The following is a 13755-nucleotide window of genomic DNA, read 5'->3' as shown; positions in this document are numbered from 1 at the left end:
TCTTCAGTTGCCCATGACCACCGAACACCCCCTTGGCTCCGTAATTCAAGGTTCCCTCAGCCAAGGCCTCGAAGTCCGTCTCCATGGCGATGTGTCCGTCGAAGAAATGCGCGTCGGTAAATTTCTCGTCGTCAAAGGGAGCCGCTCCCAATTTTTCTGTCTTCTCACCGATGTTTCCCTGGGCACCTCTAGCCCCCGCATCCTCGCCGATCCACCCAATCCCAACGACGATTTCCTCCAAGCCGTCCTTGCCGGAACCAGCACCTATGGCACCGTCGAACTCGCACCGATGCTGATGTTTACCCCCAGCCAAGCAGAAGAGCATGAAACAGAAAACTTTGAGACCCTTGAGCTACTGCCCGTAAAAACGATCCCTAGTCACTTCAGTCAAGTTTACGAAGCCAACGAACAAGACTTTCGGCGAGTATTTGGTTGGGAGGACGATCCCCACCACAAAAAATTTGCCATTGGCCGTCCCCTTGATATGGATGTGCCCATTTGCCTCGACCTTGACCGCTTTGTGGAACGAAGTAACGGCATTTTTGGTAAGTCTGGCACCGGCAAATCCTTCCTAACCCGTTTATTGCTGTCTGGAATTATCAAGCGACGGGCCGCCGTAAACCTGATGTTTGATATGCATTCTGAATACGGTTGGGAAGCGATTGAAGAGGGCAAAGGCGTCAGTACCGTTAAAGGTCTCCGGCAGCTTTTCCCCGGTCAAGTCGAAATCTATACCCTCGATTCAGAATCCACTCAGCGGCGGGGGGTACGCGATGCCCAGGAACTTTACCTCAGCTTCGATCAAATTGAAATTGAAGATATTCGGCTCGTTGGCTTTGAACTGGGGCTATCTGAGGCGAGTCTCGATAATGCCAACGTCCTCTATTCTGAGTTTGGCCGTACCTGGATTGTCAAACTTCTGGAGATGAGCAATGAAGATATCCGCCTTTTTTGCGAAGAACGCCAAGGCCATGCTGGTTCTATTATGGCTCTGCAGCGGAAATTAAAACGACTCGAAAACCTTAAATATATCCGCCAAACTTGCCCCTTTAACTACATCGATCAACTGCTCCAGAGCCTTGATGCCGGGAAACACGTAATCATTGAGTTTGGCTCCCAGTCCAATATGCTGTCGTATATGTTGGCGACAAATATGATTACCCGACGCATTCACGCCGCCTATGTGAAAAAAGCAGATCTGTACCTGCAAACCAAAAACGTCCAGAATAAACCGACGCCCCTGGTGATCACCATTGAAGAAGCCCACCGATTTTTAGACTCTAAGATTGTCCATCAAACCATTTTTGGCACGATCGCCAGGGAAATGCGGAAATATTTTGTCACCCTCCTGGTCGTCGATCAACGTCCCTCCGGTATCGACAACGAAGTCATGTCCCAAATTGGCACGCGGGTAACTTGTTTGCTCAATGACGAAAAAGATATTGATGCGATTTTTACGGGGGTCTCTGGGGGCGGCAACCTACGCTCTGTCCTGGCCAAATTAGATTCCAAACAACAGGCTCTTGTGCTTGGTCACGCTCTCCCGATGCCGGTAGTGATGCGGACGCGCTCCTATGACCAGGCGTTTTACCAAGAAATTGGCTGCCATGACTGGCAAACGATGGCGGATGAAACCTTGTTTGTCGAGGCAGATTTGGCTAAGACAGATCTCGGTTTTTAGGAAAATTGTTAAAAAAGTTTACAATGAACAAATATTTTATTGACCAAGTAGTCAAAAAGAACAATTAAATCTATGACAACGACTTTTGCAACGCTTTTAGAGCCTTTTCACCTCTGGGATCTCCCTTTGACAAACCGTGTAGTAATGGCTCCCATGACCAGGGCACGGGCTGGCAAAGATCGCATTCCCAACGCGCTCATGGCGGAATACTATGGCCAACGGGCTTCGGCGGGTCTAATTATTGCAGAGGCCACAACCATTTCAGAACAGGCCAATGGTTGGAATGAATCGCCAGGTGTTTACACGGACGCCATGGTTGAAGGATGGCAACTCACCACCCAAGCCGTCCACGCCAAAGGCGGCAAGATTTTTTTGCAATTGTGGCACATGGGCCGCGCTTCCCATAGCAGTTTCCATGGGGGTCAATTGCCGATCGCCCCTTCCGCAATCAAAATTAATAACGGCGAAGAAATTCATACGCCCCTTGGCAAACAGCCCTATGAAGTCCCCAGGGCCATTGAAACAGAAGAAATCCCTGGGATTATTGAGGAGTATCGCCAGGCGGCAATCAGGGCAAAAGCAGCGGGCTTTGATGGTATTGAGATTCACTCCGCCAACGGCTATTTACTCGATACATTCCTCCAATCGAAAACGAACCATCGTACGGATGCCTATGGGGGCAGCGCCACGAATCGTTGTCGTTTACTCCTCGAGATTTTAGATGCGGTAACAACGGTCTGGGATTCCCGTCGTGTGGGTGTTCGTTTTTCCCCCAATGGTTCCTTTAATGATATGGGTTCGCCCGATTTCCGGGAGCAGTTTACCTATGCTGCCAGTCAACTCAATCGGTACAATTTGGCCTATTTCCATGTGATGGATGGTTTGGCCTTTGGTTTCCATGAACTGGGAGAGCCGCTGACCTTGGCTGATTTCCGGGCCGTTTATGATGGTGTTCTCATGGGTAATTGTGGCTATGATCGAAGCAGTGCAGAAACGGCGATCGCCACTGGGCAAGCTGACCTAATTGCCATTGGCCGTCCTTTTATTAGTAACCCTGACCTCGTTGAACGTTACACCAATAACTGGGCCTTAAACCCCGATGCAGATATAGCCACTTGGTATGCCCCCACAGGCGCGGAAGGCTATACCGATTTCCCGACCTATGCCGCCTAGGATGCTGGTCGATTTTCATTGCTGATAGGCAATTTAGCAAAAAGGGCAGCCCTAGGGCTGCCCTTCTCTTATTTATGTTTTTTATGTTTTAGATTGCGACACTACAATCTCAAATTGCCTTAAATAAAGCTGGGTTGGTGACGAATCAAGTTGAGAAACTCTTCACGGGTTTTTTGTTCTTTCTGGAAGCACCCAATCATGGCACTGGTAACTGTCCAAGAACCGGGCTTTTGGACACCCCGCATGGACATACACATGTGAATCCCTTCCATCACCACCGCAACCCCTTGGGGGTCAAGGATTTCTTGGACCGCTTCTGCAATTTGTCGGGTCAGACGTTCTTGCACCTGGAGACGACGGGAATACATTTCAACGATCCGCGCTAATTTGCTGAGGCCCACAACTTTCTGATTCGGGATATAGGCCACGTGGGCCCGACCCATAAAGGGCAACATGTGGTGTTCGCAGAGGCTAAAGAAATCGATGTCCCGCACCAATACCATTTCATTGTGCCCTTCATCGAAAATTGCACCATTGACGATGTCTTCAAGGGACTGGTTATAGCCTTGGGTCAGAAACTGCATGGCTTTTGCCACCCGCAGCGGCGTCTTTAGGAGACCTTCACGGTCAGGATCTTCGCCAACGGCTTCTAGCATCGTATGCACAGCCTCTGCCATTTTCTGCTGGCTTTCTTCTGTGGCAGGGCGAATGCTTGCTGCTTTGCCATTGTGGCTATTGCGGTCTGGCCGAGTCACCAGATCATTGAGGTCACGACCTAGAGCATCAGTCGCCATGGTTTTTGTAGAACCATTGAAGCCGCTTGAAGAAGATGTTGTCATAATTCGGTATGGAATGAAGAAGTAAAAGGAACTGGGGCAGGGGAGAGTAGATCCTCGCTAACAATAAACTGTTGGATTCCCTGCTTTAGAGATCATGGTCAATTCTTCAATACTGGGCTCAACGGATGGTCGAATCCCTTGAAGAATACTTTGGGGACGCTTTCGGAAATAAAAATCCTGGAGCGGCCAAAACTTAGCCAGACATGACTAGGCTGCGTCATTCGATGACGGCACAGCCGGGTGGGTCTGGGGATCAGGAGTTGCGGAATGGCAATGGATGAGGCGTTAAACAAAATCCCGAACCTGCCATGCTGTTGAACATTGAGCTTGGATATCAGGGGGGCTGCCATCGCAAAGGAAGGAAGAAAGGCCAAGGGTTTGCAAGAATTTAGGGGCAGAGGCGATCGCCAAAGGTGGACAGGAGAGATCATGGGCAGGGAACTGCACTCAACATAGCGCGATGGGTGGGCAAAAAATTTAGCTTAGTCCATAGAAAATCCCAGAAAAAATGTCCACGACCTAAACTCTGTTTACCAATGGAGACGAAAGGATATTGGTGATTTCACTGCCTTTTGGGAGAACAAAATTGGGGGAAAGTCCCATAGTTCACATTAGGGCTCAGCGGCTTCTTATCCTAGCAAAATTTCGGAAATGTTACAAAATATTGCTAAATGATTAGAATCAGTACCCATGAATGCCAAACCAGATCCTAAAGTTAGGAACTTTCTAAAAACACACCAATTTTCCGGAACCGCTGGTAGCGCAATTCACGGCGGCGTTCTGGCGTCAGCTTCAGCAAGGCTTGGAGGTTATCTTGGATCGCTGCTTTCAGGAGTTGGGCGGCCCCAATGGGATCGGCGTGGGCGCAGGAGGCTGGCTCTGGGACAATTTCATCGATAATCTCAAGGCTTTTCAGATCCTCTGCTGTAATCTTGAGGGCGGCGGCGGCCTGCTCTGATTTCCCGGCATCTTTCCAGAGAATGGCGGCACAAGCCTCTGGGGTCGCCACTGTGTAAACGGAATTTTTTAACATCAAGACGCGATCGCCCACGCCAATCCCTAAGGCCCCACCGGAACCGCCTTCGCCAATGACCGTGCAAATAATCGGCACATCGAGGCTAAACATTTCCCGGAGGTTAAAGGCGATCGCCTCCCCTTGGCCCAACTTTTCCGCTTCTAAACCCGCCCAAGCCCCAGGAGTATCAATAAACGTTAAAATCGGCATCCCAAAACGGTTGGCATGGTCCATCAGCCGCATCGCCTTACGGTAGCCCCCAGGAGCTGGCATGCCAAAATTGCGGGCGACATTATCCTTCGTATCCCGTCCTTTTTGGTGCCCTAGCATCATCACCGGTTGACCATCGAAGCGGGCCACCCCGCCAATGAGAGCCGGATCATCAGATCCACCGCGATCGCCATGGAGTTCAAACCATTCGTCCGCCATCATTTGAACATAATCAAGGGTGCTGGGACGCCGGGGATGCCGTGCCAATTGCAGCCGTTGGGCCGGGGTGAGGGTACTAAAAATTTCTTCCCGGAGCTGGTCTGCCCGCGCCTCTAGCTGCTGAATCTGTTCTGAAACATCAACATTATTCTCCGCAGCAAGATCACGAATTTGATGGATGCGTGATTCTAATTCCGAAAGAGGTTTTTCAAAATCAAGCAGAAACGTCCGGCGCTCCGTTTTCGGCATGGTGAGTCCAATTCACTGACGACAGTTCACAAATCAAAGTCTATTATCCCCGGAAGCCTCCCCAACAGTAAAGGAATCCGTACTGCCACCCCCGAAAAGTTTTGCCAAAATAGAAAGTAAGCAGTTTTAACTTTTCAAGCATCAAATCACTTATTTATGAGCAACACCAGTAATTTTCGTAACGCCATTCAGCAGGCCAAAGGTCAAGCCCTGGTTGGCCCAGAAGTCATTAAAAATGCCCTACCCTACTTGGGGGGCGGCCTACTCCTGACAGCCCTCGGAACCTATGGTGGTTTGGGAGTAATCCAAACCAATCCCAGCATCTTTATGCCCACCTTCTGGGTTGCCCTGATCGCTGAATTGGCCCTCTTTTTCGTTGCCCGTGGGGTCGCTGAAAAGGGAAATAATAGCGTCGCCCTCCCTCTCTTGGCCGGCTACAGTCTACTTTCTGGGTACACCCTCACAGGGATTGTTGCCCTCGCCATTGGTACTGCAGGAGTTGGGATCCAAGGGGTTGGGATCGCAGCCCTCGGCTGTGGTATTACTTTCATCATTGGGCGCAATATTGGCTCAAACCTCTCCGATGAAGATGGTTTAGCCCTGGCCCAAACAGTGCGCCTCGGAATTATTGCCTTGTTTGTGGTGCTGTTGGCCCAGCTTGGTTTTGCTTTCTTTGGAGTTTACACGCCCAGTTGGTTAGAGGTCGGGATCTCTGGCTTAGGGACACTATTATTTGCTGGTTCAGCGGTAGTTGACTTCTATGTGTTGCCTCGTGCCTACCGTAATGAGCAATATCTCTCGGCTGCTCTGTCGATGTATTTGACCTATATCAACCTATTTGTGTTTATTCTGCGCTTGTTGATTGCCATCAATAGCCGCGACTAACCCCCAATGTCTTCGACATCTCCCCCAGGGGAGAATGGGCTCTCTGGTTCATCGGCCAGGGGGCTTTTTTATTGGGGTTGCAGCACCATCAGGGCGAGATCGAGGGTTTCTCTAAGGTGTTCGGGGTTAGGCAAGCCTTTAATGCGGGTATTTAATCCTAGAAGGACATGGTAGAGATAACGGGCAGTTTTCGGGCTGTCAAAAGCGGGGGGCAGTTCTCCTTTGGCGATCGCCTGATTGAGGGTACCCGTAAAAATTTGCTCGACATTGGTGGCAATATCTTCCACGAGGGCGGCCACCTGGGGATCGTGGGGCGCGAGTTCAATCATTGCATTGACGACAAAACAGCCCCGACAACCGAGGAGCTTGGCATTGTCGGCGGTTTGATAAAACAAATTTCGGAGATTTTCGAGGGGGGAAGCGGAATAGTTGAGCCGCTCTTCTAGCTGGCGCACTGCGATTTTGCCGTAGTAGGCGATCGCCTCCAGGAACAAATCATGTTTATTGCCAAAGGTGTTGTACAGACTTTGCCGCTGGATCCCCATGTAGTCCAAAAGTTCCGCAAGGCTTGTAGCGCTGTAACCCTTTTCCCAAAACAATTCCATCGCCTTTTCAAGGGCAGCATTACGGTTAAAAGCAAGCTTTCGGCCTACCATGGCGCAACCTAGATACAGTGCAGAAAAACTGGTTTTATCCTAAAGGAAATTTCTCTGCACCGTCAAAAAATCTCGTGATCAGGGGCAAGTGCCAGACCAGGGTATTGGTCGGTTTAGGGAGTTGCCATAGACCCCTTCAAACTGACAAGGCGTCGTAAAGGTCATCTCAAAATCTCTCACAGGGCCACCCAAAGGGGCACCCAGGAGTCCTAGTTGAACAGTTCCTTTGATTACATAGGCATTTTGATTTGCGTCCCAACCCTCTGTGGTGATAGTCATGAAATCAGTGCCATCCGGCCCCCCAACCGTCGACAATCCCCAATCGATATAGCCCTGCAGTTCCCCATCGGTATAGCTGTAAGTAGTATCCCAAATTCCCCTTAAAGCAGGCCGGAATTGCCCAGAACCAGAAGGATTTCCGCCGGTAACTGGGCCATTTCCGGTATTCCCAGCATTCCCAGTATTCCCAGGATTTCCGGTGTTAGACGAGTTGTTATTGTTATTCCTATTCTGCGTCGCTGGGTTTGTGTTTGGCGTGCCAGGATTACGGGGTCGATCATTAGTGTTGCTGGTGGTAGGGGGTACCGGAGCCGCGCCTAAGCCAACGACTTGCATACAGCCTTGAGTATTATCGTTAAACACTCGGAGTGTCGTAGATTCGCTACTTTGCATGAGCTTGGGGAGATACTGGGCAGCACGGACACCAGTATCACAAATCACATTGGGTTCTCCGGAGCGAAAGGCACGATCTTGCCAACTACATTCCCCTGGTTGCAGGCCTTGGGGAGCACTGCCCGTTGCTGGCCGGAAGACAATTTTTACATTGTTACCGCTGGTATTGGTAATGCTTAAATTCCCGCCACCTCGACAGGTCAGAGGATAGTTTTGTTGGGCTTGGGCCGGGGCGATCGCCCCTTGGACAATCAGGAGAGAGGACATACCCAGATAGGCACAGGCTTCTTTAAAGACAGACATTGATTTCAGTCTCCAAAATAATGCTCAAGATAATGACATGGACAAAAAAAACAAAAAGCGATGCAGAGGAGAAGCTTGAAGCCTATTTCAATTCCCCCTGCATCTTTCAGCCAAGCAGCGATTAGGCCACAACCATTTTATTGACAGGAACCAGTCCAGCCGCCACTTGTGCCGTTAGGGCGACTCCAGCTACCGGAAAACTCGCAAGCGGAGCTAAATATCATTTCAAATGGCCCGGCATCATTACTATTTGTGCGACCCCAACGCCCTTCGACAACATAGGCATTACGATTACTGTCCCAACCTTGGGAAGTGATAGCAATGGTCTGGGTTTGGTTGCGATACCAACCTTCTTGCCAGTGGATATTGCCATAGTTAGACTGCCAAATCTGGTTTAAGTTAGGGCGAAATTGTACTGCCGCTGGAATCCCAGGGGGAACATTGAGCACAGGGGGGTTGTTAAGGATCGGTGCATTAGCTTGCATACAGCCCTGGTTGTTATTAAAAACTTGGAGGGTTGCATATTCATTGCTTTGGACAAGTTTGCTGACATATTGCACTGCCCGGGCACTGGTATCACAAATGACGGTCGGCTCTCCGGAGCGAAAGGCGCGATCCTGCCAACTGCATTCCCCTGGTTGCAGACCTTGGGGAGCACTACCAGCAGCGGCCCGGAAATTAATTCTGACGTTATTGTTGCCCGTATTGACGATGCTTAAGCCACCACCACCCCGACAGACGAGGGGGTAACTTTGTTGGGCTTGGGCCGGGGCGATCGCCAGGGGAATTGTCAACAAAGAAGTGGCACTGCAAAAAGCAGATATTTGTTTGTAGAAAGCCATGGTTTAGGGATTCCAGGAGGATAACTAAGGGACGAGATTACTTTAGTTGTAGTTCCCCTAAACAGATGCAAATATCTCGTTTTCTAACTCATTGCAGTAAATTTCTATGACGTTTACGAGGTTTCCGTATTTTGGCGGAGGCTTTTTAAAAAGATCAAGCTAGCAGAGATGGCATCAATAATTCTCCCTAATTGTCCAGGGTATTTAAGATTTTTTCGAGGGCGAGTTTTGCTGCGCCCACCATACCGGCATTGTTGCCTAACTGGGCCTTGGTCAGTTTTAAATCCACCCGTGAGGAAGGAAGCACCCGCCGTTCAATTTCGGCGATCGCCGCTGGGATGAAAAAGTCACTGCTGGCACTAATGCCGCCCCCCAGAATAATCATCTCCGGGGTGAAAATATAGATTAAGCTTGTCAGCCCAGCTCCCAACAGTTTGCCATAGGTTTGCCAATGGGCGATCGCCTCAGCATCTCCCGCCTGGGCCAGTTCTCCTAATTCCCCAGGGTCTTTACCAGAAATCCGCTTAACGCCATTGATCGAACAATATTGCTCGAAGGAACCATTATTACCACTATTGCAGGGGGGGCCATCGGGATTGAGGGTAATCAGGCCCAACTCGCCAGCGGCACCGTAATGGCCCGTAAAAAGTTTTCCGTTGAGGATTACCGCCCCACCGACTCCCGTTCCTAGGGTAATGAGCAGGAGATTTTGGCGATCGCGCCCCGCTCCTAACCAAGCTTCCCCCAGGCCGGCACAGTTGGCATCGTTATTTAACGTTGTGGGTAAACCGGTTTTGGCCTCAACCCAGTCCGCGAGGGGCACATCCTGCCAACCACTGAGATTGATCGCAACCTTGGCAATGCGCGCTGTACCATCTACCGGGCCAGGAATGCCGATCCCCACTGCTTTACAACTGTGATCTGAGTTAAGTTCCTTGACTAAATTGGCGATCGCCTCGGCGACAGCGGTTGGGGTACTGGGTTGGGGCGTAGGTACTGCTTTTTCCGCTAAACAAAGACCATCAGGGCTAAATTTTCCCCCTTTGATGGCCGTACCCCCCAGATCAATCCCAATCACTGTGCTCATCTAGTCCAATGCTCCATCTACCAAATTATTCAGACCATACACATGGCGACGACCCGCCAAGGCCACTAATTCTACGTCCTTTTCGTCACCGGGTTCAAAGCGTACTGCTGTGCCCGCCGGGATATTTAAACGCATTCCTTTTGTAGCCGCCCGGTCAAACCGCAGGGCACGATTGACTTCAAAAAAATGGAAATGAGATCCCACTTGAATGGGGCGATCGCCGCTGTTAGCAACCGTAACTATCTTTGTTTCTCGGCCAGCATTCAGTTCAATTTCCCCGGGTTGGGGGCGTAGTTCGCCTGGAATCATCGCCATGTCGCTCCAAAAACTGCTTTTATCCTACGCAATTATCAGGAAATGCAACAGAGCAAAAAGTCGCCAAAATATCCAAGCTAGACTGAAAAAAATTTACGGGGGCGATCGCCGATGAGCGGAACCTACACCATCAGAACCATGACCCGGACGGAACTAGATTTAGCGATTGAGTGGGCCGCCCAAGAAGGTTGGAATCCCGGTTTACAGGATGCTGCTAGTTTCTATGCCGCCGATCCCACAGGATTTCTGGTGGGCTTGCTCGATGGGGAGGCGATCGCCAGTATTTCGGCGGTGAAATATGCCCCAAATTTTGCGTTCATTGGTTTCTATATCGTCAAACCGGAGTACCGTGGCCAGGGTTATGGTTGGCAAATTTGGCAAGCGGCGATCGCCTCCGTGGCTGGTCGGAATGTTGGTCTCGATGGGGTCGTCGCCCAGCAGGAAAATTACAAAAAATCGGGCTTTAATCTGGCCTATAACAACGTGCGTTACAGTGGCCTCGGTGGTGGCCAGATTCCGGAATCTCCGGGCTTGAAGCCCTTGACAGCGGTCGATATTGAAGCAGTTTGTCAGTATGACCAGCAGTTTTTTCCAGGCGATCGCCGCTCCTTTTTAAAAGCTTGGCTGCAGCAACAAGACAGCACCACCTGGGTGATGGTCAATAATACTGAAATTACAGGCTATGGCATGGTGCGTCCCTGTCGTCGGGGTTATAAAATTGGCCCCCTCTTTGCTGACAATGCTGAAATTGCAGAAATTCTCTTTCTCGCCCTCAAAGGCAGTCTTCCCGCTGGTAGTGAACTTTTCCTCGATGTGTCCATGGTTAATCCAGAGGCGATCGCCCTGGCCCAACGCTACCAACTACAGCCCGTGTTTGAAACGGCGCGGATGTATACCCAAGCGCCCCCAACAATTCTTGTCCAAAACATTTTTGGGGTGACCAGTTTTGAGTTAGGCTAGCCCACTCTGGGGTTTCAAGTCATGAAAAAAAGCATATGTGTTGAAACATATGCCTACCGTAAAAATTATTTAACTGATTTATTCGCCGTATTCGTTAAGAATTTCCTTTGCTTCCCGGACTGCATCCGCATTTTTGTTCTGGGCATCTTGCTGCTTGAGCATATGTCTCGCCCAAACCCGTTCCATCGCCCGGAGGGTTTCATTTTTTTCTTTACGCATCCGCATAGCCTTAAACTCCCTTTAAGAAAAAACTTGATTTAGTTACTTTTGATACAGAAACTATCTTTTTTATATTATATGCAGCCGCCGTCAAAGATTCAAGGGCTTTTTTGGGGTACAAGTCTTCTGAAAATGGGCAAAAAAAATCAGCGATCACCGCTGACTTATATGTTGATTGTCCCTAAAGGAAGGGCAACGAGCTCAACGGTCTAGAAAAGATCAAGGACACTCCGGGTATTTTCCCGACGGCGCTCGTCCTTCGCTTCATATTCAGCCATGCAGCCATTTTGTTCGACCATCACACAACTGAGATAATCAGTGGCTTCAATCAAGGCCGCCCGGAGCGCTTGGCCAACGGGAGCGCGATTTGTTTCGGTGCGATCGCCACCAAGATTAATCCCAGCAAAACTAGCCGTTGCACCTCCGGAAGTCGAATCAGACTTTGCCTTTCCTTCAACGGTACGCGCATAGAGCACTTCCCCAGTGGTTGAGTCAACAACCCGTAGATCCACGGCAACGTAGGCTTCTTCACTAGAGCCACGGCCACCACCGCCGAGCCGGACGCCACCGATCCGAATACCACTGAGCCCAAAGCCAGTCGATTCTTCCTTGACCCCTTCTTCGTAGGAGGTGATCTGACCGAGCACGATGTATTGCGCCCCTGTGACTTGGCCCCGTTGGGCTCCCGTTTCTGGGCGAACAATTCCCAATTCAGCTAATTCCTGTTCTGACAGGACGGCCCCTAGGTTTTGCCGTTCAACAACGCGGAAGTTGCCAGTGGCAGTAAGCTCATTGCTGAGGGCATCGGCCAGTTCTTGGGAGGTGCTGCTGTTCCACCACCAATAGCTGCCATTGGTTTCGTTTTTAAATTCTGGGACAGAAATAGTCGGTTGCCACTGGGCCAGTGCTTTTTCGCCCCCAAGTCCTAGGGTGAGTGCGAGAAAGGCCAGGGCAGTAGAGCGACTTACGGATGTTAAAAGCTGATTGGTTTTCATGGGTTTCTTTCAGATGCTACAGAATAAGGACAAAGTTTTGGATGGTGCCGTATGCTTGCCCTTATATTTATACGCTTGTATGTATATGCCGCATACTGACACTGATGCACTTCACTGCACTTAAACATATATTGACGCTTTTGTCCCCTGCTGGGGTTCCCGGTTTGAGGATTTTGTGGGGTGAAATATACTAAAAGGTCTGGAATTCGCTAGAAGCTGGCATTTTCGGTTTGACCACTGCTTTGGAGAAGGGAGTCCCCATGACCCGTTACGCGCTTGTTCATGAATGGTTGACGCCCTACGCCACGGGGGGTTCAGAGCTGGTGGTGCGCGAAATGCTCCAGGACATTGAGGCGGATCTTTTTGCTCTGATTGATTTTGAGTCGTCTAACCCTGATAGCTATCTCTATGGTCGGGCGATCGCCACCAGTTTTTTACAAAAATTTCCCCGGGCCAAGTACGGTTTGCAAAACTATCTGCCGCTGATGCCCCTGGCCATTGAGCAATTTAACCTCGAAGCTTACGATGTGATTTTGTCGTCGTCCCACGCGGTGGCTAAAGGGGTTTTGACACGGCCCCACCAGCTACACATTTGCTACTGCCACACACCGATGCGCTATGCCTGGGATTTAACCTTTGATTATTTAGATAATTCTGGCCTCGGCAAGGGCGTTAAAGGGATTTTGGCGCGGTATTTTCTCCATCGACTGCGGCAATGGGATGTGATCAGTGCCAACCAGGTGGATTATTTTATTGCCAATTCCCACTGGACAGCCCAACGGATCTGGCGCTGCTATCGGCGGCGGGCAGCGGTGATTTATCCCCCGGTCAATTTGGAGCGCTTTACCTACCGAGAGGAAAAGGATGATTTTTATGTGACGGTGTCGCGGTTGGTGCCCTACAAAAAAGTGGCGTTAATCGTAGAAGCGTTTAACCAGTTGGGCAAAAATTTGGTGGTCATTGGTGGCGGGCCAGAATTAGAAAAGCTGCAAAAGATGGCAAAACCCAATGTGCAAATCCTGGGGCGGCAACCGGATGAAGTGGTGGAAGATTATCTGGCACGGGCAAAGGCCTATGTTTATGCAGGCTGTGAAGATTTTGGTATTGTTCTGGTCGAAGCCCAGGCCTGCGGGACGCCTGTGATTGCCTTCAATCGCGGGGGGGCGGCCGAAATTGTCGCCGATGGCAAAACGGGGATTTTGTTTCCTCAGCAATCGGCCCAGGCGATCGCCAATGGAGTCGAGCGTTTTGAGGCCCAGGCCCAAGATATTCAGCCGGAAGCTTGTTTTGTGAGAGCTCAGCAATTCGCCGTTAACATTTTTCGGCAAAGCTATGTAGAATTTGTAGACAACTGTCAAGAAAAATGGCGCAAATGGCGATCGCCCCGCTCCATTTTCCCAGGGTTCGACCAGTGGTGAGGCGTGACCCTAACAGC

At 50.2% G+C, this 13755-nt stretch carries 15 protein-coding genes; 5 read left to right on the top strand and 10 right to left on the bottom strand.

Features of this window, described 5'->3' with window-relative positions; translation table 11 throughout:
* The first annotated feature begins 13 nt into the window (after nucleotides 1–13).
* Complete coding sequence (locus AACQ84_RS12320) at nucleotides 14–1681, top strand: helicase HerA domain-containing protein (RefSeq protein WP_012308042.1); 1668 nt, start codon at nucleotides 14–16, stop codon at nucleotides 1679–1681.
* Between the two features lie 63 nt (nucleotides 1682–1744).
* Nucleotides 1745–2854: an alkene reductase gene (locus AACQ84_RS12315; RefSeq protein ID WP_315862075.1), complete on the top strand. Its 1110-nt coding sequence runs from the start codon at nucleotides 1745–1747 to the stop codon at nucleotides 2852–2854.
* Between the two features lie 119 nt (nucleotides 2855–2973).
* On the opposite strand, the gene folE is transcribed toward AACQ84_RS12315, so the two are convergent.
* From folE to accA, 3 genes are all read right to left on the bottom strand, one after another.
* Nucleotides 2974–3693, bottom strand: a complete 720-nt coding sequence (folE, locus tag AACQ84_RS12310; RefSeq protein WP_012308040.1) for a GTP cyclohydrolase I FolE — start codon at nucleotides 3691–3693, stop codon at nucleotides 2974–2976.
* 98 nt (nucleotides 3694–3791) lie between these two features.
* Entirely contained in the window at nucleotides 3792–4043 is a 252-nt protein-coding gene (locus AACQ84_RS12305; RefSeq protein ID WP_156785475.1) for a hypothetical protein, read from the bottom strand.
* 365 nt (nucleotides 4044–4408) lie between these two features.
* The gene (gene accA / locus AACQ84_RS12300) at nucleotides 4409–5386 is read right to left on the bottom strand and encodes an acetyl-CoA carboxylase carboxyl transferase subunit alpha (protein ID WP_012308039.1); all 978 of its coding nucleotides are present in this window, start codon (nucleotides 5384–5386) and stop codon (nucleotides 4409–4411) included.
* A gap of 156 nt (nucleotides 5387–5542) precedes the next feature.
* Here accA and AACQ84_RS12295 point away from each other — a divergent pair, with 156 nt between their 5' ends.
* The gene (locus AACQ84_RS12295; protein ID WP_012308038.1) at nucleotides 5543–6271 is read left to right on the top strand and encodes a Bax inhibitor-1/YccA family protein; all 729 of its coding nucleotides are present in this window, start codon (nucleotides 5543–5545) and stop codon (nucleotides 6269–6271) included.
* A gap of 68 nt (nucleotides 6272–6339) precedes the next feature.
* Here the strand turns inward: AACQ84_RS12295 and AACQ84_RS12290 are convergent, their stop codons facing one another.
* From AACQ84_RS12290 to AACQ84_RS12270, 5 genes are all read right to left on the bottom strand, one after another.
* On the bottom strand, nucleotides 6340–6927 hold the full coding sequence (locus tag AACQ84_RS12290; RefSeq protein ID WP_012308037.1) for a TetR/AcrR family transcriptional regulator: 588 nt from the start codon (nucleotides 6925–6927) through the stop codon (nucleotides 6340–6342).
* Between the two features lie 78 nt (nucleotides 6928–7005).
* A complete protein-coding gene (locus AACQ84_RS12285; protein ID WP_012308036.1) occupies nucleotides 7006–7902 on the bottom strand; it encodes a hypothetical protein in 897 nt (298 codons plus the stop codon).
* A 137-nt stretch (nucleotides 7903–8039) separates the two neighbouring features.
* Nucleotides 8040–8744, bottom strand: coding sequence for a hypothetical protein (locus tag AACQ84_RS12280; protein ID WP_012308035.1), 705 nt, complete (start codon nucleotides 8742–8744; stop codon nucleotides 8040–8042).
* A gap of 187 nt (nucleotides 8745–8931) precedes the next feature.
* Entirely contained in the window at nucleotides 8932–9831 is a 900-nt protein-coding gene (locus AACQ84_RS12275) for an ROK family protein (protein WP_012308034.1), read from the bottom strand.
* On the bottom strand, nucleotides 9832–10140 hold the full coding sequence (locus tag AACQ84_RS12270; protein ID WP_041443984.1) for an urease subunit beta: 309 nt from the start codon (nucleotides 10138–10140) through the stop codon (nucleotides 9832–9834).
* Nucleotides 10141–10257: 117 nt separating this feature from the next.
* Between AACQ84_RS12270 and AACQ84_RS12265 the strand changes: the two genes are divergently transcribed.
* Nucleotides 10258–11106, top strand: coding sequence for a GNAT family N-acetyltransferase (locus tag AACQ84_RS12265; RefSeq protein WP_012308032.1), 849 nt, complete (start codon nucleotides 10258–10260; stop codon nucleotides 11104–11106).
* A 78-nt stretch (nucleotides 11107–11184) separates the two neighbouring features.
* Here the strand turns inward: AACQ84_RS12265 and AACQ84_RS12260 are convergent, their stop codons facing one another.
* Both AACQ84_RS12260 and AACQ84_RS12255 read right to left on the bottom strand, forming a co-directional pair.
* Nucleotides 11185–11331 carry a hypothetical protein gene (locus tag AACQ84_RS12260; RefSeq protein WP_156785474.1) on the bottom strand — a complete coding sequence of 49 codons (147 nt, stop codon included), beginning with the start codon at nucleotides 11329–11331 and terminating at the stop codon, nucleotides 11185–11187.
* A gap of 203 nt (nucleotides 11332–11534) precedes the next feature.
* Nucleotides 11535–12320 carry a CsgG/HfaB family protein gene (locus AACQ84_RS12255; protein ID WP_012308031.1) on the bottom strand — a complete coding sequence of 262 codons (786 nt, stop codon included), beginning with the start codon at nucleotides 12318–12320 and terminating at the stop codon, nucleotides 11535–11537.
* Between the two features lie 260 nt (nucleotides 12321–12580).
* On the opposite strand from AACQ84_RS12255, the gene AACQ84_RS12250 reads away from it, so the two are divergent.
* On the top strand, nucleotides 12581–13738 hold the full coding sequence (locus tag AACQ84_RS12250; RefSeq protein ID WP_012308030.1) for a glycosyltransferase: 1158 nt from the start codon (nucleotides 12581–12583) through the stop codon (nucleotides 13736–13738).
* The last annotated feature ends 17 nt before the right edge of the window (nucleotides 13739–13755 follow it).

The sequence above is a fragment of the Picosynechococcus sp. PCC 7002 genome (genome assembly GCF_963860125.1).
Lineage (GTDB): Bacteria > Cyanobacteriota > Cyanobacteriia > Cyanobacteriales > MRBY01 > MRBY01.
This window is presented reverse-complemented; position numbering and strand designations above follow the sequence as displayed.